The sequence below is a fragment of the Halorientalis brevis genome (genome assembly GCF_023077655.1).
Window position 1 is genome coordinate 321195 of the sequence record NZ_JALLGV010000001.1, and the last position, 18589, is coordinate 339783.

General features: G+C 63.2%; 28 protein-coding genes and 1 tRNA gene. 20 read left to right on the forward strand and 9 right to left on the reverse strand.

The window, feature by feature from the left end; genetic code table 11:
* Positions 1–237: 237 nt before the first annotated feature.
* From MU553_RS01650 to MU553_RS01660, 3 genes are all read left to right on the forward strand, one after another.
* Positions 238–507: a DUF7538 family protein gene (locus MU553_RS01650; protein ID WP_247373965.1), complete on the forward strand. Its 270-nt coding sequence runs from the start codon at positions 238–240 to the stop codon at positions 505–507.
* 109 nt (positions 508–616) lie between these two features.
* Entirely contained in the window at positions 617–1381 is a 765-nt protein-coding gene (locus tag MU553_RS01655; RefSeq protein WP_247373967.1) for an NAD-dependent deacylase, read from the forward strand.
* Positions 1382–1431: 50 nt separating this feature from the next.
* Positions 1432–1851, forward strand: coding sequence for a cupin domain-containing protein (locus MU553_RS01660; RefSeq protein ID WP_247373979.1), 420 nt, complete (start codon positions 1432–1434; stop codon positions 1849–1851).
* A 2-nt stretch (positions 1852–1853) separates the two neighbouring features.
* On the opposite strand, the gene MU553_RS01665 is transcribed toward MU553_RS01660, so the two are convergent.
* Complete coding sequence (locus MU553_RS01665; protein WP_247373981.1) at positions 1854–2093, reverse strand: glutaredoxin family protein; 240 nt, start codon at positions 2091–2093, stop codon at positions 1854–1856.
* Between the two features lie 94 nt (positions 2094–2187).
* Here MU553_RS01665 and MU553_RS01670 point away from each other — a divergent pair, with 94 nt between their 5' ends.
* Complete coding sequence (locus MU553_RS01670; protein WP_247373983.1) at positions 2188–2667, forward strand: redoxin domain-containing protein; 480 nt, start codon at positions 2188–2190, stop codon at positions 2665–2667.
* A gap of 20 nt (positions 2668–2687) precedes the next feature.
* On the opposite strand, the gene MU553_RS01675 is transcribed toward MU553_RS01670, so the two are convergent.
* A complete protein-coding gene (locus tag MU553_RS01675) occupies positions 2688–4652 on the reverse strand; it encodes an AMP-dependent synthetase/ligase (RefSeq protein WP_247373986.1) in 1965 nt (654 codons plus the stop codon).
* Positions 4653–5024: 372 nt separating this feature from the next.
* Between MU553_RS01675 and MU553_RS01680 the strand changes: the two genes are divergently transcribed.
* Genes MU553_RS01680 through MU553_RS01690 form a run of 3 tightly spaced genes read left to right on the forward strand, consistent with a single transcriptional unit; the run spans position 5025 to position 6041 of the window.
* Positions 5025–5264, forward strand: a complete 240-nt coding sequence (locus MU553_RS01680) for a hypothetical protein (protein WP_247373988.1) — start codon at positions 5025–5027, stop codon at positions 5262–5264.
* Positions 5234–5572 (forward strand): HalX domain-containing protein, encoded by a 339-nt coding sequence (locus tag MU553_RS01685; RefSeq protein WP_247373990.1) that lies wholly within the window; start codon positions 5234–5236, stop codon positions 5570–5572. Before MU553_RS01680 ends, MU553_RS01685 begins: the two co-directional genes overlap by 31 nt.
* Positions 5573–5612: 40 nt before the next feature.
* A complete protein-coding gene (locus MU553_RS01690) occupies positions 5613–6041 on the forward strand; it encodes a VanZ family protein (protein ID WP_247373993.1) in 429 nt (142 codons plus the stop codon).
* Positions 6042–6087: 46 nt separating this feature from the next.
* Here the strand turns inward: MU553_RS01690 and MU553_RS01695 are convergent, their stop codons facing one another.
* Entirely contained in the window at positions 6088–8001 is a 1914-nt protein-coding gene (locus MU553_RS01695) for an ABC transporter ATP-binding protein (protein WP_247374004.1), read from the reverse strand.
* A 111-nt stretch (positions 8002–8112) separates the two neighbouring features.
* Here MU553_RS01695 and MU553_RS23515 point away from each other — a divergent pair, with 111 nt between their 5' ends.
* The gene (locus MU553_RS23515) at positions 8113–8238 is read left to right on the forward strand and encodes a hypothetical protein (protein WP_282594004.1); all 126 of its coding nucleotides are present in this window, start codon (positions 8113–8115) and stop codon (positions 8236–8238) included.
* Between the two features lie 82 nt (positions 8239–8320).
* Positions 8321–9316: a DUF5784 family protein gene (locus tag MU553_RS01700; RefSeq protein ID WP_247374007.1), complete on the forward strand. Its 996-nt coding sequence runs from the start codon at positions 8321–8323 to the stop codon at positions 9314–9316.
* Between the two features lies 1 nt (position 9317).
* Here MU553_RS01700 and MU553_RS01705 read toward each other — a convergent pair whose 3' ends face one another.
* Positions 9318–9695: a DUF2237 family protein gene (locus tag MU553_RS01705; RefSeq protein WP_247374019.1), complete on the reverse strand. Its 378-nt coding sequence runs from the start codon at positions 9693–9695 to the stop codon at positions 9318–9320.
* Entirely contained in the window at positions 9692–10144 is a 453-nt protein-coding gene (locus tag MU553_RS01710) for a DUF5796 family protein (RefSeq protein ID WP_247374022.1), read from the reverse strand. The genes MU553_RS01705 and MU553_RS01710 overlap by 4 nt, the downstream gene beginning before the upstream one ends.
* Positions 10145–10277: 133 nt before the next feature.
* On the opposite strand from MU553_RS01710, the gene MU553_RS01715 reads away from it, so the two are divergent.
* The 4 genes from MU553_RS01715 (at position 10278) to MU553_RS01730 (ending at position 12174) form a co-directional block, all read left to right on the forward strand.
* Positions 10278–11129, forward strand: coding sequence for a shikimate kinase (locus tag MU553_RS01715; protein WP_247374033.1), 852 nt, complete (start codon positions 10278–10280; stop codon positions 11127–11129).
* Complete coding sequence (locus MU553_RS01720; RefSeq protein ID WP_345893339.1) at positions 11087–11392, forward strand: chorismate mutase; 306 nt, start codon at positions 11087–11089, stop codon at positions 11390–11392. Before MU553_RS01715 ends, MU553_RS01720 begins: the two co-directional genes overlap by 43 nt.
* A 125-nt stretch (positions 11393–11517) precedes the next feature.
* Positions 11518–11748, forward strand: coding sequence for a hypothetical protein (locus MU553_RS01725; RefSeq protein WP_345893340.1), 231 nt, complete (start codon positions 11518–11520; stop codon positions 11746–11748).
* 9 nt (positions 11749–11757) lie between these two features.
* Positions 11758–12174, forward strand: a complete 417-nt coding sequence (locus MU553_RS01730; protein ID WP_247374041.1) for a PIN domain-containing protein — start codon at positions 11758–11760, stop codon at positions 12172–12174.
* Between the two features lie 71 nt (positions 12175–12245).
* Here MU553_RS01730 and MU553_RS01735 read toward each other — a convergent pair whose 3' ends face one another.
* The 3 genes from MU553_RS01735 to MU553_RS01745 form a co-directional block, all read right to left on the reverse strand.
* On the reverse strand, positions 12246–12599 hold the full coding sequence (locus MU553_RS01735; protein WP_247374043.1) for a type II toxin-antitoxin system PemK/MazF family toxin: 354 nt from the start codon (positions 12597–12599) through the stop codon (positions 12246–12248).
* 3 nt (positions 12600–12602) lie between these two features.
* Positions 12603–12869, reverse strand: coding sequence for an AbrB/MazE/SpoVT family DNA-binding domain-containing protein (locus tag MU553_RS01740; protein WP_247374045.1), 267 nt, complete (start codon positions 12867–12869; stop codon positions 12603–12605).
* Between the two features lie 258 nt (positions 12870–13127).
* The gene (locus MU553_RS01745) at positions 13128–13805 is read right to left on the reverse strand and encodes a carbonic anhydrase (protein WP_247374048.1); all 678 of its coding nucleotides are present in this window, start codon (positions 13803–13805) and stop codon (positions 13128–13130) included.
* A 130-nt stretch (positions 13806–13935) separates the two neighbouring features.
* On the opposite strand from MU553_RS01745, the gene MU553_RS01750 reads away from it, so the two are divergent.
* Both MU553_RS01750 and MU553_RS01755 read left to right on the forward strand, forming a co-directional pair.
* A complete protein-coding gene (locus MU553_RS01750; protein ID WP_247374050.1) occupies positions 13936–14148 on the forward strand; it encodes a DUF8149 family protein in 213 nt (70 codons plus the stop codon).
* Between the two features lie 129 nt (positions 14149–14277).
* Positions 14278–14661: a DUF5789 family protein gene (locus MU553_RS01755; RefSeq protein WP_247374053.1), complete on the forward strand. Its 384-nt coding sequence runs from the start codon at positions 14278–14280 to the stop codon at positions 14659–14661.
* 68 nt (positions 14662–14729) lie between these two features.
* Here MU553_RS01755 and MU553_RS01760 read toward each other — a convergent pair.
* Positions 14730–14801: transfer RNA gene (locus tag MU553_RS01760), tRNA-Ala, on the reverse strand.
* 377 nt (positions 14802–15178) lie between these two features.
* Here MU553_RS01760 and MU553_RS01765 point away from each other — a divergent pair.
* From MU553_RS01765 to MU553_RS01785, 5 genes are read left to right on the forward strand one after another with little or no spacing between them, the layout of a single operon-like run.
* On the forward strand, positions 15179–15724 hold the full coding sequence (locus MU553_RS01765) for a DUF7287 family protein (protein ID WP_247374055.1): 546 nt from the start codon (positions 15179–15181) through the stop codon (positions 15722–15724).
* A 2-nt stretch (positions 15725–15726) separates the two neighbouring features.
* Complete coding sequence (locus MU553_RS01770; RefSeq protein ID WP_247374057.1) at positions 15727–16308, forward strand: DUF7288 family protein; 582 nt, start codon at positions 15727–15729, stop codon at positions 16306–16308.
* Positions 16296–17348: a DUF7261 family protein gene (locus MU553_RS01775; RefSeq protein ID WP_247374068.1), complete on the forward strand. Its 1053-nt coding sequence runs from the start codon at positions 16296–16298 to the stop codon at positions 17346–17348. The genes MU553_RS01770 and MU553_RS01775 overlap by 13 nt, the downstream gene beginning before the upstream one ends.
* Positions 17341–17811, forward strand: coding sequence for a DUF7266 family protein (locus MU553_RS01780; protein WP_247374070.1), 471 nt, complete (start codon positions 17341–17343; stop codon positions 17809–17811). Before MU553_RS01775 ends, MU553_RS01780 begins: the two co-directional genes overlap by 8 nt.
* Positions 17808–18584 carry a DUF7289 family protein gene (locus MU553_RS01785; RefSeq protein WP_247374072.1) on the forward strand — a complete coding sequence of 259 codons (777 nt, stop codon included), beginning with the start codon at positions 17808–17810 and terminating at the stop codon, positions 18582–18584. Before MU553_RS01780 ends, MU553_RS01785 begins: the two co-directional genes overlap by 4 nt.
* The last annotated feature ends 5 nt before the right edge of the window (positions 18585–18589 follow it).

An 18589-nucleotide genomic window follows, 5' to 3' on the forward strand; every position in this document is an offset into this window, starting at 1 on the left:
AATATCGTGAAAAATACTGATGCAGACTGCAGTGGTACGTCTCGTTGCAGTTCGCACCCAATCCCTCGCCCGAATTTCCCCAGTTTCGTCGGACGCAACGTTCCGGACCAGTCCCGTCCGGAGCGATCGCTTTTCACCGTGCCGGGACCGGTCAGTGGCCGCTCGGATCACGATCGTCGATAGCCTCCCGGGGTCGAACATCGAAACCGGTAGGAGTACGGTCCCACATCGTCAGGTATGGGGGAATCCGTCGAGTCTCTCGCCCGGCAGGAAGGATGGCACGCCGAAGACGAGGCCGCGCGCGTCCACTACCAAGGTGGTACGGACCGCTACAGCATCGAGTACTACGAACCGAGCGACTGCGTGGTGTACTGGAAGGTCTCGCCGGACGGTGACGTCGCGGTCCCGGTCGGCAGAGACACCGTGCCCGACCCGCTCCGCGAACGGATTCGACAGGACCTCGCCGAGGCGGACGTCGACCCGACAGTCGAATCCAGGACGCTGTAGCCGGTCGTTCGGAAAGAAATGCGGAAGACACGAGTCCGGGGGAATCGAGCCCTGTCCCGTTCGTGCGGCGACAGAGCGTTTTAGTCGATCGAACCGCTGAGTCGTGGACATGAGCGTCGAGGACGATGAGATCGAAGCTGTCGCAGCGGCCATTTGCGACGCGGAGACGACGGTAGCGATGTCGGGAGCCGGTGTGAGTACGGCGTCGGGCATTCCCGACTTCCGCGGCGACGACGGGCTCTGGGAGCGCCACGACCCGATGGACTTTCACATCGATCGGTTCCGGGCGGACCCAGCGGGGTTCTGGGAGGACCGCGTCGACCTCCAGGCGGCCATCTTCGAAGACGAGAGCATCGGCCCCAACGGCGCCCACGATGCGCTCGCCGACCTGGAGGCGGCCGGCCAGCTCGATACGCTCATCACGCAGAACATCGACGGCCTCCACCAGGAAGCCGGCTCGGAGAACGTCGTCGAAATCCACGGGTCGGCGGCCCGCGTCGCCTGCCGGGACTGCGGGCGTCGGTTCGACGCCGACCCGGTCATCGAACGGGCACGAGACGGCGAACTCCCGCCGACCTGCAAGGAGTGTGGCGGAACGCTCAAACCCGACACCGTGTTGTTCGGTGAGCAACTCCCGGACCACGCGCTCATGCAGTCGCAGTCGGCAGCACAGGACGCGGACCTGTTCCTCGCCGTCGGCTCCTCGCTGACCGTCGAACCCGCGGCGTCGCTGCCGCTGGTCGCCAACGAGCGCGGGGCGACGCTCGTGCTGGCCAACCTCGAATCCACCCCGGCGTCGGGCTACGCGGACTTCGACTTCCGTGCCGACGTCACGGACGTCCTCCCGCGCATTCGCGACCGACTCGTCGCGTAACTGCCAGGTCCCACACGTTTTTGCCCATCGGTAGCGTGGGTCGTGGTGTCATGGATTACGAAGTAATCGACACCGAAGACGTCCCGATCACCGACCTCTCAGAGGTGGAGGGCGTGCCGCCCGACCTCGACATCAGGCCCGTCGGTCGGCAACTCGGCGTCAGTAACATGCACGTCACGCTCTGGTACTTCGAGCCCGGCGAGGAGATCCAGTATCACGCACATTCCGAACAGGAGGAACTGTACTACGCTATCGAGGGCGAGTTCTCGCTCAAACTGGGACGGTCCGGCGAGGAGGAGTACGTCGAAGTCGGTCCGGGAGCGTTCTGGGTCGCCGAGCCGAAGATCGGCCACGGCCACCGCTACGTCGGTGACGACACGGGCGTCGTGCTGGCAGTCGGTGCGCCCGCCGTCGACGACCCGGGACTCGACCCACACGGGATCAACGACGAGGAGATCGACGGCGCCTGAGTTCAGGCGTAGGAACTGTCGAGATACTCCAGGATCCGTTCGGACTCCGCCATCGTGACGCCGCGGTCCTCGTCGACGATGACGGGGACGGCCCGCTGGCCCGAGACGCGTCGAACGGCGTCGCGCTGGGAGTGGAGGCCCTCGACCCAGATGCTCTCGTACTCGACGTCGAGTTCCTCCAGCCGATCCACCACGAGTTCACAGAACGGACAGCCCTCGAGGCGATAGAGCGTCAGCGTCATGGCTCCCGGTACGAACGCGACCGGTAAAGGTACCGGGGGCTCACACGCCCGGTCTCGGGGAGAGTTTTTTGTGGCTTCCCCGAGATTTCGGCGTATGCCACCGACCGAGGGGGAGACGGTTCCCGATTTCGAGGCGCTGCTGTGTGACGGTGAGACGTTCCAGTCGACGCAGTTGTCGGACGCGCTCGGTGCTCGCGGCGGCGTCCTGGTCGCCACTGGGTTCGCGTTCAGCGCGATCGCTCGCAACTGGTGGAAACGGTTCGAGAAGTACGGCTGGGGCGAGTTCGCGGACGTCCCGGTCCTCGGTTTCGGTCGCGACGGCCCCTACGCGCAGAACGCATTCCTGCGCCGCCTCGACGAGCCGCCGTTCGAGATCTTCGCAGACGTGAACGGCGGGATCATGGACGCCCTGGACCTCCGGACCGACCGATCGCACATGGCGAACACCGCGACCCCCTGGCGGTCAGTGTTCGTCGTGACTCCCGACCGGGAGGTGCAGTTCGCCTACGTCGCCGAGGAGTGGATCGGACCGCTTCCACGCGAAGACGTCGAAGCGGCGGTGGCAGAACTGTAGGCCGGGAGTGCGCGGCGCGATTATTCGCTGTAGATGTCGTCGACCTTCCCGGAGAACTTCTCCAGGATGTTCCGGCGCTTGAGCTTCATCGAGGAAGTCAGCATGTCGTTTTCGGCCGTCCACTCCATGGGCACGAGCTCGAACTGCTTGATGCGTTCGTGTTTCTCGAAGCGGTCGTTGACGTTCTCGACCGTCTCTTGGACCCACTCCTTGACGCGGTTGTCCTCGCAGATGTCGATCGGATCGGAGGGAATCGCGATGCCTTCCTCCTCGGCCCAGCGCTCGACGGCCTCGAAGTTCGGCACGATAAGGGCGCCGATGAACTTCTCGTTGTCGCCCAGCACCATCACCTGATCGACGCGCTCGCTGGTGGCGAAGGCGTCTTCGATGGGACCGGGCGCCACGTTCTTCCCCGTCGTGAGGACGATGAGCTGTTTCAGCCGGTCGTGGTAGATGAAGTAGCCGTCGTCGGTCTGTTCGATGATGTCCCCTGTGCGGAACCAGCGCCCGTCTTCGTGCTCGGTGAAGGCGTCCTCGGTTGCCTCTGGACGTTCCCAGTATCCCTCGGTGACGTTCGGCCCTCGCACGAGGAGCTCACCGATCTCGCCGTCTGCCTTGTCACGGCGGTCTTGACCGATGACCCTGTCGTCGAGTTTGACGTCGATGTCGTGCATCGGCGGGCCGAGCGTCCCCGGTCGGGGGTCTTCCGCCGGGTTGACCGAGACGACCGGCGCCGTCTCCGTGAGTCCGTACCCCTCGAAGATTTCCAGGCCCATCCCGCGGAACAACTCGGCGAGTTCCTTGTTGAGACTCCCGCCGCCGCTGATGAAGAACTCGACGTTGCCGCCGAGCTTCGATTTCACCTCGCTGAACACGAGTTTGTCCGCGGCGTAGTACTTCATCTTCAGCGAGTTGCTCGGGTTCTCGGTGCGGCCGTACTTCCGGCCGACTTCGAGCGCCCACTCGAAGATGCGCTCTTTGATGTCCGAGGTCGCAGCCTGTTCGCGCATGGCGTCGAAGATGCGCTCGTACACGCGGGGCACGCTGGTAGCCATCGTCGGCTCGACGGCCTGCAGGTCCTCCTGGATGGTGTCGGTGCTCTCGGCGTAGGCGACTGTCGCCCCCGAGAAAAACATCGTGAAGTGGCCGGCGGTCCGCTCCAGCACGTGGGCCAGCGGCAGGAAGGATAGCGTCTTGATGTGCGAATCGAGCACCGGTGTGTCGGGGTCCTTGTCCGGGCGCGGACCGAACCGCTTGCGAATCTGCGTGAAGTTCGCCGTGAAGTTGGCGTGAGTGAGTTTCACGCCTTTCGGCTTGCCCGTCGTCCCGGACGTGTAAATGAGACTCGCGAGGTCGTCCGGTTCCTGGGCCTCGATCCACGACTCGTACTCGGACTGGTCGAAGTTCTCCTCGCCGAGGTCGTAGACTTCCTCCAGGGTGAGAATGTCGTCGCGTTCGTCGTAGATGTCCACGTCGTCCATGATGACGATGAACTCCAGGTCGAGGTCGTCCTCGACGCCGAGGACTCGTGCCAGCAGTTCCTCGTTTTCGACGACGACGCCCTTCGCCCCGGGATCGCCGAGCAGGTATCGGACCTGCCGTGGCGACGACTCCGTGTAGACCGTCGAGACGACGCCCCCTGCCGCGAGCAGGCCGAGGTCGGCCTGTGCCCACTCCATCCGCGTGTTGGCGAACATCCCGACGCGATCACCGCGGTCGACGCCGAGTTCGCGGAACCCCGCTGCCAGCTTCTTCACGATGTCGTGCATCTGGTCGTAGGTCAACAACGCGAACTCGTCGGCCGGCGGCGCCGGCACGACGTCGTCCGTCAGCGATCGATCGTACACCCCTCCTTTGTACTGCTGAGCCGGCTGGTTGGCGTGACGCTGAGCACTCTCCACGAACAGTTTCGACAGCGTTCCCCTCCCCGTTAGCTCGTCCGTGTAATCAGCCTCCGCCCGCAGCAGTTCCTCAGTCGTTACCATTAGGTCGACACTTCGGAGCAACCCCATAATAACTTCGGGAATCTTTATCACACGATTATCGTTTATACTCACGAAGGCAAGATATCCGCCTGCGAGAACTCACAGCCACAGTCCTCACAGCGGTACGATCCGATCCCGAGCTTGCGCACTGCCCCGGTACTATCGCACGACGGACAGTTAATGTCGACGAGAACCGTCATCAGTAATCACTCGTTGCATTGGCACTTGAGTGTCCCGGCCCACTGCTCCGTGTCTCCTGGTCGTCCTCATCGAACCAGCACACAGCGGGGATGTCATCTGTCGCTACGAGACTGAAATAAACCGAGTGAACAGTAACGGTTGTTTATCAGATAGTACAGAATATACGATAATATGTCAGAGTCTACAGGTGCCGTCCTCATCGCCTCTTCGTCGGCGCGTGACACCGACTACGCGGCGTGGCTCGACGACGACTGGACTGTCACGACAGTCGAGGACAGGGACGAGCTCGTGGAAGCCGTGCGTCCGGACGTTGCCCTCGTTCTCCTCGGCAGGGATCTGATCGACGGCGACCCCGAGTCCTGCTCGACGACCTCAGAGCGATGGGGATCGATCGCCCGATCGTCGGGTTGAGCGACGACAGCGAGAGCACGACTGGCCTCGGCTCTCGGTTCAGCGAAGAGTTGGTGCGTCCGGTCGCGGAGTCGACGTTGCTCGAGACGGTCGAGACGATGGCAGCCCGCTCCGACGAAGCCGTCCAGAAGCAGGAATACCTCGCACTGGCGGCAAGCCAGGCAGCGATGGAGATCGAACTGTCACCGGCCGAAACCGATGAACACGAGACGTACGAACAGGTCACGAGTCGGATCGAAGACCTCAGAAGCCGCATCGACGTGCCGCTGGAGGAGTTCGAGGACGAACTCGCCGACTCGCTCACGTGAGCCGCGAGTTTTTTGTATCGGTCGGCCGCCTGACACACGTATGGTTCGGGTTCCGCTCCTCCCGCGATGGCTGCGCTGGGTCGGCGCGTGCGCTGTGGCAGCGTTCATCTTCTACACGTCGATACTGACGACACCACCACCGAATCCCGTCGTCCCGGGGAAACCCGATCTCTTACCGTTGGACAAGTGGCGTCACTTCCTGGCGTACGCCGCACTGACGGGCGCGCTCGTGTACGCGACGGTCGACGTGGATCGGTCCGTCCGATTCAGGTTGCTGTTCGTCGTCGGCGTCGCCGTCCTCTACGGAATCGGCATCGAGGTCGGCCAGTCTCAGATTCCGAATCGGTACTTCAGCCTCGGTGATGCCTACGCGAACGCCATCGGTACCGCACTCGTCACGCCCTGGTACCTGGTTCGCTCCCGCATTCAGTTCCAGCCCGTGCTGACGCGATTGGCCGTCTTTGCCTGACCAGACGTGATACTGAAACGCCATCGTCGTTCGCGACGAGCGACACTCAGTCGTCCCCGACGGCAGCCGAGTCGCCGGCGCCCGCTTGGGCGTCCCAGAGGCCCGCGTACTCGCCGTCGGCCGCGAGGAGATCGGCGTGCGTGCCGGTCTCGATGATCTCTCCCTCTTCCAGTACGACGATGCGATCGGCGTCCTTGATCGTCGAGAGCCGGTGAGCGATGACGAACGCGGTCCGCTCGGCGATCAGTCGGTCCAGACTCTCCTGAATCAGGTCTTCGGTCTCGGTGTCCACGTCGCTCGTCGCCTCGTCGAAGACGATGATCGACGGGTCGTTCAGCAGCGCCCGGGCGATGGCGATGCGCTGGCGCTGACCGCCGGAGAGTTTGATCCCGCGCTCGCCGACTTGCGTGTCGTAGCCCTCGGGCAGGTCGCTGACGAACTCGTGGGCCTCCGCTGCGTTCGCGGCTTCGACGATTCGCTCGCGAATCTCGGGATCGGGGTCGCCGTCGCCGGTTTCGGCGTCGAGCGCCTGCTGGTCGCCGTAGGCGATGTTCGCGGCGACGGTCCCGGAGAACAGATACGGGTTCTGCTCGACGATGGCGATCTCCTCGCGAAGTGTCTGGAGGTCGTACTCGCGCACGTCGGTCCCGTCCACCTCGACGGCGCCCGAGTCAACGTCGTACAGCCGCGGAATCAGCTTCAGGAGCGTCGATTTTCCGGCGCCAGTGCTCCCGGCCAGTCCGATGGTGTCGCCCGCGGACACGTCCAGGGAGACGCCGCGGAGGACGGGATCGTGCGCCTGCTCGTAGCTGAATGTCACGTCGTCGAAGGTCACGTCACCAGCGACGCCGTCGGGTGAGTACGGGCTCTCCGGGGACGTGACCGACGGGGCGCGACCGAGCAGTCCGAACACGCGTTCGGCGCTCGATTTCGCGAGCTGGTACTTGTTAGCCGACTTCCCGATCCGGCGCATCGGCGAGTAGAGCCGGCGAAGGTAGAGGAAAAAGAGGGCGAACGCGCCGGTCGAGAGCGCGCCGGGGGTCCCGAGGATCATGTCGCGGCCGCCGACGTACAGGACGAGGACGAACACGACGCCCGTGAGCAGTCGCAGTGCCGCGAAGAAGGCCCGACGGACGCGCAGCGCCCCGACTTTCTCGTCGTGGTAGGTCTGGCTCTGGGCGGCGACCCGCTCGCGCTCGAAGGCGTGGCGGTTGAACGCCTTGACGACGGCCACGCCGCCGAGGTTGTTCTCCAGGCGCGTGTTCAGCCGGGCGACGGTCTCTCTGATCGATTTGTACCGCGGCTCGATCCAGGTGAGAAAGCGACCGCTGGCCAACCCGATGAGTGGGACCGGCGCCAACGCGATGAGGGCGAGTTTCGCGGAGTACGTCGCGAGGACGGCGGCGATGCCGCCGACCGTCGCCACGACGCGGATCATTTGGCGGAACTCGGTGTTGAGAAACTTCTCTAACCTGTTGATGTCGCTATTGAGAATCGACATCATCCCGCCGGTCTGGTGATTGGCGAAAAAGCCCATCGAGAGGTGCTGTAAGTGGTCGTAGGTGTCGTTGCGGAGGTCGCGCTGTATCTTCTGGGCCGAGGACTGGATGAGGTATCTGGAGGCGAACCGCGTGGCCGACCGGACGAGATACGCGAGCGCGGCGATGACGACTAACCGTTCGAGAAGGGCGAGTCGAGCGGCCTCGCCCGTGATCGCGGCTGACGGAACGAGGCCAGCGCGCGCCAGCAGCCCCGGTTCAGCGGAGCCGAGGACGACGCGGTCGATGGCCGTCGCGACGATGATCGGCGGCATCAGTCGGGCGAAGCGCGTCACGAACGAAGCGAGCACGCCGACGGTGAGGCGCAGCCAGTACGGCCGCGCGTAGGCCAACAGGTTCCACATCGGGTGTCCGTCCACGTTCTCCCGAACGGTCTCGAACCCACCGTGTTCGTCCGCCATGGTCGCCACGAACCGCTCCAGCCTTGAATATCGAGCGACCGACGACGACGGGGACGCGAGCCGGGGTACACATTTATAACTGTAAGTTCGAAATTCGAACGGGGCGATAGCATGCCTCTGGTCCCACACTACCCGTCCGACGAGCCGGACGACGGGGAGGTACCGGACCTCACCGACGTCGTCGACCGAATCATTCACGGGGATTCCGGCGACCACCCCGTCGTGACGACGGCGTGACGACTCGGTACGAGAATTTTTTTCCCGATCGTGCGAAAACCACTCGCAAAAGAGGTATATCGCTCGACTGCATAGCTCGACCGTGGCGAAGCCTCTCCGTTTTCGGCGGTCCACCGAGCGCTGGACCGACGGTCGCGTCCGGTCCGAACTCCTCCAGCCCCTGCAATCGAAGTTCGGGGCGACGAAGCAGGGTCCGTGGTACAAACCCCCCGAGGGCTACGACGCCTGCCGCCTCGAGATGGACAACGGCGACGTAGCGCTGTTCTGCTGGGCCGATGGCGAGGCCTACTGGATGGGGAACACCGAGACGCCGAAGACGCTCTGGCGAACGAACAAGTACACCTTCGAGGAGGTTCCCGACGGGGTAGCCGAGTGGGCCGAGACGGAACTGCTCGCCCAGCTCCACGAGGAGTCGCCCTGGCTCGAAGCGTACCCGAACGTCTCGTGGTTCTTCCTCCCAGTGCTGCTGTCGAAGGACGGCCGACACACGACCAGGGAGTTCCTCAAGGAGCACGCGGCGGGCTTCCCCGACGCCGACACCGACGAGGCACTCGGCTTTTACGAGGAGTTGCTCGACCGGGACGTGTTCGAGGACCGCTACGTGATGGCCTCGAAACTGGGGACCAGCGAGCAGCTCCACCTCGACCGGATGCGCTCGGCGATGAGCGAGTTCACGGTCGCACGCCTGCTCGACGACGCCGGTCACGAGGTCACCCCGGAGATCGAGGTCACGACCGGCCACTTCATCGACTTCCGGGCCGACAGCAACGGATCGGGGCAACTCGTCGAGGTGACCCGGCCCCGCCCACCGTCGCGGCGGTCGGCCTCCTCACCGATCGCGTCCATCAGAGAGACGGCGAAAACGAAGACCAGCGGACAGCTGCAGGCTCACGACGGCGGCGTCACGATGTTCGTCGACTGTTCGTCGTTCGACGACGACGATTGGAAGGCGCTCCTCGCCGATCAACCGGACGTTCGACACAAACCAGCGGTCGTGTTCCGAGCCCATCCGAACGGGCGCTTCGAGGGGTACACCAAGGGTTCGGTGCCCCTCGCACTGCCCAACGGCATCCAGTGACTCAGTTCTCGTCGGGGTCGTACTCGTAGTCGCGGAGCGTCGACGGTGGCACCTTCGAGAGCGCGGCCTCGGCTGTCGCCTCTAACACGACCGGCGGTGCCGCGTCGGCCTCCTCGGCTTCGAGCCAGCGGTCGATACAGACGCACCAGCGGTCGCCGGGCTCCAGCCCCGGGAACTGAAGTTCCGGCCGCGGCGTGACCAGATCGTTCCCCCGCGCCGCGCTGAACTGGAGGAACTCCTCGGTCACGACGGCACAGATCTCGTGGCGGCCGGTGTCCTGCGGATTCGAGCGACAGCAGCCGTCCCGCTCCCAGCCCGTCATCGGGTCTTTGCTGCAAGGGAGCAGCTGGCCGCCGAGCACGTTCGTGTCGTCGGTCATTGCTCGTCGTCGCTGGTCTCGGACTCCGCGGGGACGATCTCGTAGGAGCGTTCACTCATCTCGTCTTCTTCGAACACGAACACGCGGCCGTCGACGGTGTCCAGGTCCGCCTCGACGACGACGCGGTGCTGTTCGTTCGTGACCGAGACGCCCGGGAACACCGTCGTCGACTCGTCCGTCTCGAGCAGGACGCGTCCGACGCCCGTGTCACGGAGAATGTCGTCGTGGGTCTTCTGATCGTTGACGTAGGTGAGAACACCCTCGGTGCCCGTCGGGTCGGTCACGAGGACGTGCACGTCCTTGCCCGGTGCCGTCCGAACGCTCCCCTCGCGTGTGGCCGGCACGCCGCGGTAGTACACCGTGCGACCGTCCGTGTACTGGACCTGGATGCCATCTTCTTGGAGTTCCACGGGCAGCGAATCGGGTGAGATCTCGTCGCGGAGAGTCATGCTCGATGGTACCGGCGGCGAGCGGAAAAGCGCTCTCTTTGGCCGACGAGCACGCCGCGACGGGATTCCCCGCGAGTGGCGTGTTCGACGGCAACCATCACAAGTAAGTATCGAGGTATTCGAGAGGTAGGCGATGGAAGGTCGGGCAGCAGCACCCGCGGCAGGGACCGTGTTGAACGCGCTGGCGACCGGCACCGGGTCGGCGTTCGCCATCGACGTCTACACGACTGCCACCGTGGACCTGACGGACGACGACGAGGTGACGGGCACGATCGCCGGCGCCCCCGACGCCGACACGCGGCTCATCGAGCGCTGCGTCGAGTTGGTGACCGAGCGGTTCGGCGACGGCCAGGGTGGCACGGTCGAGACCGAGAGCGACGTGCCGATGGCCTCCGGGCTCAAGAGTTCCAGCGCGGCCGCGAACGCGACCGTGCTGGCAGCGCTCTCCGCGCTCGACGCGACCGACGAAATCTCGCGTGAGGACGCGTGTCGCCTCGGCGTCGAAGCGGCTCGGGACGTGGGCGTCACGATCACGGGCGCGTTCGACGACGCGAGCGCGAGCATGCTCGGCGGCGTGACGGTCACGGACAACACGACCGACGAACTGCTCGCTCGCGACGAACCCGACTGGGACGTCCTCGTCTGGACGCCCCCAGAGCGGTCCTTTTCCGCGGATGCGGACGTCGAGCGCTGCAAGCAGATCGCGCCGATGGCCGACCTCGTCGCGGACCTGGCGCTCGACGGCGCCTACCCGCGCGCGATGACGGTCAACGGCCTCGCGTTCTGTGCGGCGCTCGGGTTCCCGACCGATCCGCTCGTGGAGGCGATGCCCCACGCAGAGGGCGTGTCGCTGTCCGGCACGGGCCCGAGTTTCACCGCGATCGGCGAACGGAGCGACCTGGAACGAATCGAAGACATCTGGAGCACTCGAGAGGGTACGACATGGCTGACGACAACACAGACCGACGGCGCACAGACGAAATGAGCCTGGACGAACTCCGCGAGGAGATCCGTACGATCGACCGCGACATCGTGGAGTTGATCGCCCAGCGAACCTACGTCGCCGAGGCGATCGCCGACGTCAAGGAAGAACAGGGACTGCCGACGACCGACGAGGAACAGGAGCAGGCCGTCATGGAACGGGCCGGCGACAACGCCGAACAGTTCGACGTCGACTCGAACCTCGTGAAAGCCGTGTTCCGCCTGCTCATCGAACTGAACAAAGTCGAGCAGCGCGAGAGCCGGTGAAGGAGTTCCCTTTTCGCGGTCTGAGGCCTCGAAGAGCCATATTGGAACTGGTTTTCTGACCAGTTGATTGGTCCGGTGTGTGCTGACCGAAAGACACAGTATTCTGTGTCTCCATAGTTTTCTGCATGCCGACTATCACGGTGAGCGTCGACGACGACCTCAAAGAACGAATGGAAAAGCATCCTGAAATCAACTGGAGCGAAGTCACACGTCAGGCCATCCGGGAGAAAGTCGAGAATCTCGAACTACTTGACCAACTGACTGCTGACAGCGAGCTCACCGAGTCAGGGGTCGAAGAAATTGCCGCAAAAATCAATCAAAGCGCACGCAAGCGTGTCGATGAAGAGACGAGGTAGTTCGGCCAGATGAAGTTGGTTGTCGATGCAAACGTCGTCATCTCGGCACTGGTTGCCGACTCGAAAACGCGGGAACTCATCGTTACACTCGAACCGGAAATGCTGACGCCCGAAGTCGTCCACGAGGAAATCGGGAACTACGAAGACCTCATCATTGAAAAGTCGGGAATGGACGCAGAGAGAGTCCAGCAGTTCGTCGACCTGCTGTTCCAGTACATCGAAACGGTCCCTGCCAGCGAGTTTTACTCGTCTATCGAACAAGCAGACGCAGCAATTGGAGAAACTGACCCAGACGACGTGTTGTACGTGGCGTGTGCGCTCGCACGTGAAGCAGGTGTGTGGAGCGACGATTCGGACTTCGACGAACAAGACCTCGTTCCTGTCTTCTCGACCAATGAAGTTGAATCCTCGTTTGACACGAGGTAAAAAGCGGCAATCGAGACAGAATCTGTAACACCATTTTGGAACCTGAACAAGGTCGAACAGCGAGAATCGCGCTAGAGTTCTTTCAGACCGAGGCTGTATTCGAGTGCGGTATCGACTTCTTGCAGACGTTCGTCGGGGACGGACCCGATATTGTCCGTGATACAGTGTTCGATAGAGATCGTGCGTATCTGACTACAGAGAGCGACTGAATCCTCTCGAAGGGGGGACTCATCAGCCGAGACACGAACTTCGAACGGATACAGTTTGCCACCTCTCGACGTTGTGAACGGAACCACGATCGTGGTCGGTGCGTTCTCGTTGCCGACGTCGTTTTGCACGACGAGACAGGGCCGAGTGCCGCGCTGCTCCGACCCCTCCGTCGGGTCCAATTCGACGATGACGACGTCTCCGCGTCGAACCTTCATTACTTACCAATCCGGCGCATCATCGTGATACTGATCGGCCTCACGGGACACGTCAGCCATCTCTTCTGCGAGGGCTTCGGACGATTCCGCATACTGCCGATACCCTTCGGCAAGCTCATCACGGCTCACGGGCTTTTCGATGGTTATTTTCCCGTCTTCCTCGTGGATGATGACTTCGTCACCACCGTGGATGTCGAGCTTTTCTCGGAGTTCTTTCGGAATGGTGACCTGACCGCGCTCGCCCACCTTCCGCTCCTCGCTCTGGAACATACGTATTCATATCATATTCATACTCAAGGCAGTTTCGCCCCTGACGAGCCACTTGGGGGTGAGAAGTATTCGTAGCACGGACACGACATCAGCATCGAGAGTGATGACGGAAAGAGACACCAGTCAGCGTCTTGTACGGTGGCGTTTACCGAACTGAACGAGATTGAGCAGCGAGAATCGCGCTAAGACTGCCGTTTCCAGGCCAGCAACGACACGTCGGCACGTTTCGGTGTGTCTGTAGCACGCGGTCGAAGCGAGTTAGTACTCCCAGAGCCGTTCGATTCGCGACTCGATCGCTGGATGGTCGTCCCGAAGCGTCTTCACTGCGGTTTCGCCGTTCACGTTGATGACCTGAATCTCCCCGCGCCGGTCGGAGTACACGTCCTGGAAGTCGTACACGACGCCGATCACGTCCACGTCCGCTGGAACGTCGTCGCTCTCTCTGAGGAACGCCACCTGCCGGTCGACGTTGTACTCGACGAGGCGATTGATCGCCTCGGTTCGGTCGAGATCGTCCGGCAGCGCGTCGACGCCCGCTTCGAGATGGGGTTTCAGGAGCCCGAGACAGTGCTCGATGCCAGCGGGCTCGGAGAGGCCGTCAGTGATTTCGTCGTAGGTCGCCGTCACCGCGCCACAGCCGGTGTGACCCACGACGACGGCCGTTTTCGTGCCGGTGTGCTCGATCGGATAGAGGACGTCGCCGGAGACCGCTTCGCCGGCCGCAGTCCGCTGGACGACGCGGTTACCGATGTTCCCGCACGTGAAAATGTGCCCCGGGTCCTCGTTTCCCCACATCTGATCCTGCAGGACGCGCGAGTCGGAACAGCAGACCGTGACCACGTCGGGTTCCTGCGCGTCCTGTACGCTGTCGAATCTGTCCTGGAACGCCTCCGCATGCTCCCAGTTCCGCTCCAGGAGGTCGACCAGTAGCTGCATATCTACTGTGGGCGCCCCGGCCCAGAATAACTCTTGGTTCGACGGCAACCCCACCCAACAGGTACAGCGGAGTCGCCCCGACGATTGGAATTCGACCAGGTTTTATCACTCGGCCCAGAACCTGCGGCCAATGTCTGGAGAGTCCAGCGAAGAGGCCACCGTCCCGATCGTCTGTACGGCCTGTGAGACCACGACGCGTGTCGCCCTGTCTCAGCTCGCCGAGACACTGGAGCGACACAACGAGAACCAGCACGACGGGGAGCAAATCGCCGAAGTGGACCCCGACGTCGCAGACCAGGTCGCGGATCTCGTCGCCAAGGACCTCGGACTGCTCGACGACTGATCGCGTCCGTCGACTACTTCTCCGCTACCGTCCCGATACTGCTCAACAAGGTCTCGCTCCCACCCGTTTCCTTACGAGTTCCATCTCATCTCCGCGGAGGACTTCAGGCTCCTCACGGTATGTCAGACGATGGTTCCAAACGATCCCGAGCAGTCGGACCCGAATCACGAGCGCGTCCAGGAACAGGCCAGGGACCGCACACGCGAACGCACGGACTCCGTCGAATCCATGCTGGGACGCGTCGGCATGCTCGACGAGGCGAAGTATCCGGTCACGAGTGAAGAACTGGCCGTCGAATACGCCGACGAAACTGTCGACCTCCCGAACGAAACCGAGTCTCTGGGGTCAGTCTTCGACCGCCTGACCGACGAACGGTTCGAATCCCCCGCCGAGGCTCAAGAGGCAGTTCTCAACGAGCTCACGGGCGAGCAAGCGGGACCAGAGGAGTACAACGACGAACGGTCTCTCGAAAATCTGCAAGACGACGAGGGGGAGAGCGATCCGCTGGAATGAGTAGGTATAGTCGAAAGGGTGAGAAGGAACTACCGACGAATTCAACGACCACGGCGTAGGAAACGTGATGGACTCGCCGGGATTTGAACCCGGGGCCTCTCCCATGCCAAGGGAGTGATCTACCGCTGATCTACGAGCCCTCGCACTCTCTGCTTTCCGGTGGGTTTTCTTAAACCCATCGAAGCCACCCGGCCACCGTCAGGGAGTCACACTGTCATTTCATATCAACACTCGGCCAAAACCCATAACATATCCTTAGCCGTTTATCAATTACCAGAAGTCGGACACATAGTCGAAGAGTACAGAGTTGCGAACTCCCCCCAGTCATCGAAGACCGATCTCCGTGACAACAGATACGAACGCGAATTCCCAGTCCCACCACCCTACGCGCGGGACTGGGAGTTCACACGCTGACAGTGGCAGCGAGGCTCGAAGAAGTGGTCGTCTCTTACGACAGACCGGGACGAACACGCGTTCGCGGGGACGCGGACAGACGACGCTGGATTTCGCGACGGGGATGAGCGTCTTCTTGATTATTCTCATTTCGGTGCTCCTGTTCATCCCCGGGTCGCTGGAACCGTTCACGAAGGGCGCACAGGACAACATCGTGACCTCGAACCGAGTGGGGGACCAGCTCTCTGAGGGACTCCTCGGAGACCCGGCGAACCCGCACATCGTGAACGCGAGTTGCACGATCGACTTCTTCCAGAACACGACGCCGGGTCACGGCGGGTGCCAGTTCACCGGATCGACGTTAGAAGAGCGCATCGGCGTCCAGGACAGGCGACTGGTCAACGTAACCCTCCGGGGCAACCTCTCCGCGCACGGCGGGGCCGAGGACCTCCTGTGCTGGGACAACAACGGAACAGATCCGGGGCGACTCGTCGAACAGAGCAACGCGTCGAACAATGCGGCGAAGTCCTGTGACAGACCGTTCGCCATCGGGGAGACGCCGCCGAACCGTGCCGACGCGACCGTGACTGCGCGACGGGTCGTCTCGATCAACCGGAGCGCCGGGTCGGCGGAGAAAGTCGATGTGGTGCTCATCGTGGAGGTGTGGTGACGATGCGGGCACAGGTGCACACGCTGGAGGCCATCGTCGGCGCGCTCCTGTTGTTGACCAGCGTGGTGTTCGCGCTCCAGATGACCGCCGTCACGCCCCTCTCGGCGAGTACGTCCAGCCAGCACATCGAGAACCAGCAGCAGGCGAGCGTCGAGGGCGTTCTCGCGAGCGCGGCGGAGAGCGGTGCGCTCCGTCGCGCCGTGCTGTACTGGAACGAAACCGGTGAGCGGTTCCAGAACACGAGTTCGGAGACGTTCTACACGATCAAGGCACCGCCCAACGAGTTCGGCAGGACGCTCGAACGGCAGTTCGGCGACCGCGGGGTCGCGTACAACGTCAGAGTTTACTACCGGACGGCGAGCGGGAACGTCGGCGAGCAACTGATGGTCAACCAGGGAGAGCCGAGCGACAACGCGGTGATGTCCGCTCGGACGGTCGTGCTGACAGACGACGCGCGCCTCTACAACGAAAGCGGCGAGCGGCCCGGAACGAGCGTGGAAGATTCGTACATGTCCAACGACGTCGCCAAGAACAGTCCGGTTCACACCGTGGTGCGCGTGGAGGTGATCGTATGGCGGATCTGAGAGAGTGGATGGCCGACGAGAGCCGGAGTCGCGGCCAGATCATCCTGGTGACCGGCTTCGCGCTCGCAGTGTCGTTCGTCGCGCTCGCGCTCGTGTTGAACTCGGTCATCTACACGGAGAACCTCGCGACCCGGAGCGAGGCCGCGAAAGCGTCCGACGCGGTGAAGGTCAAATCCGACATGGCCGACGCGACGGCCGCGATCATCAGCTACGTCAACGAACACAACGCCAGCGGCGGGACCAGCTACGAGACGCTCGTCGAGCAGGTCAGAATCGGGGTGAACAACACGACCCAGTACGCGCGCGAGTTTCAGGTGGCTAACGGCCAGGCAGTCGACGCGACGCTCGTCGCCACCGACGAGGGGACCTGGATCAACCAGTCGTTCGAGGCCAGGAACTTCACCGACAAAACCTACGACGCCGACTGGACGCTGGTCGAGGACGCGGACGGCGCCCGCAATCTCCGGCTGCACGTCACAGACCCTGACGCGATCGAGAACACCGGGAACATCTCGGCGTCCCCTAGCGTCGACGACCTCGACGACCTCCACAACTTCACGATCGTCGCCGAGGATACGAGCGGTGCGACGTGGACAATGGAGATCGTACACGAGGACAACGACGAGTTGGGCCTGTCAGAGTCGGGCTACGTGGTCTCCGTCGTCGATGGTGACGACGACCGACACACCTGTGACGTGCTCGATGATACAGGCGGCGTCGAATCCTTCTGGGTCAACGTCTCAGCGGGCACGTTCAACGGAACCGAGTGCCGAGCGCTCAGGTTCGGCGAGGACATCGGTCCGACGTACGACCTGCGCTTCCGGAACAGCAACAACGTGAAGGGCACCTACCGGGTGCTGGTCAACGAGTCGCAAAGCGACGTCAGAGACGGATCAACCTACAACGCCCCCGGATCCAGTGGTCCGCCGCCGATCACGGACGAGGCGATCTACGGCGCGAAGATTTTCGTCGAGTACGAAGAACGACGCATGGAATACGAGAGCGACGCACGGGTCGTCCCGGGTGAGACGGATGACTGATCGACGGCCGCAGACCGACCGCGGGCAGGCCATCACGCTCAACTACGCCATGGGGATGGCCATCGGCGTCATCCTCATCACGGGCCTGTTGATAGCCGGTGGCACCTTCGTCACGGACCAGCGCGAGAGCGCCATCCGGACGGAGTTGCGCGTCGTCGGCCAGCAGATCGCCGCCGACGTCGCGACGGCGGACCGACTGTCCCAGTCGACTGAGGGCAACTCGACGGTCAGGCTCGAACGCACCATGCCCGAGACTGTCGCCGGCGGGACCTACAACGTCAGAGTCGTCGCGTCGAAGGACGCCCATCTGATCCTCACGACGGAGAACCCGGCCGTCCGCGTCAGAGTGGATCTGGTCAATCAATCCGACGTGCAGGACACCGCGATCAACGGCGGTACGCTCCACATCAACGAGACGGCGAGCGGTGATCTAGAAGTGGTCAGCGGGGGTGCCAGCAGATGAGTCGCCGCGACGAGCGCGCAGTGAGCGACGTCATCGGGTTCGTCCTCGTGTTCGGCTTGGTCGCGACGACGGTCGCCATCATCTCGGTGAGCGGCCTCGGGACGCTCCAGGACTCTCGGAACGCGGAGCAGATCAACAACGCCGAGCGAGCGTTCGACGTGCTGGCCGACAACATGGCCGACGTCCACCAGGAGGGCGCGCCCCATCGCGCGACCGAGATCAGCCTCGAAAAAGCCCAGTTGAACACGGCGACAGTCGTCCGCATGAACGTCACGGCGAAAAACACCACGAGCGGCAGCTGGGAGACGATCCGTAACGTCCAGGCCCAACCCATCGTCTGGACGGCGACGCGAGGGCGCGAGACTCAGATCGCCTACTCCTTCGGGGCCGTCGTTCGATCCCAACGGGACGGGGGTGTCGTGCTCAACAGGCCCCCGCTCGTCCTCGAAGACGACAGGATGTTCCTCACGATCGTCAAGACCCAGACCAACTCGCCGAAGAGCCTGAGCGGGACGACCATTCGCGTCCGCGCCAGCGAGGCGCGGTCGGCCGGCCAGATACGGGACGACGAGTTGAGCCACTATGGCCAGCTGCGGATCAACGTGACGACGCCACGGGCCGACATCTGGCAACAGTACCTGGAACGGAAGGAAGTGGTCACGTCGTGTGCCATCGACGAGGAGACCGGCACCAGCCGGGTGAGTTGTGCGCTCGACGTGCCCGAGGAACTGTACGTCTCAGTCAGCGGGATCACCGTCGCCCTGGAAAAGTAGTCCGG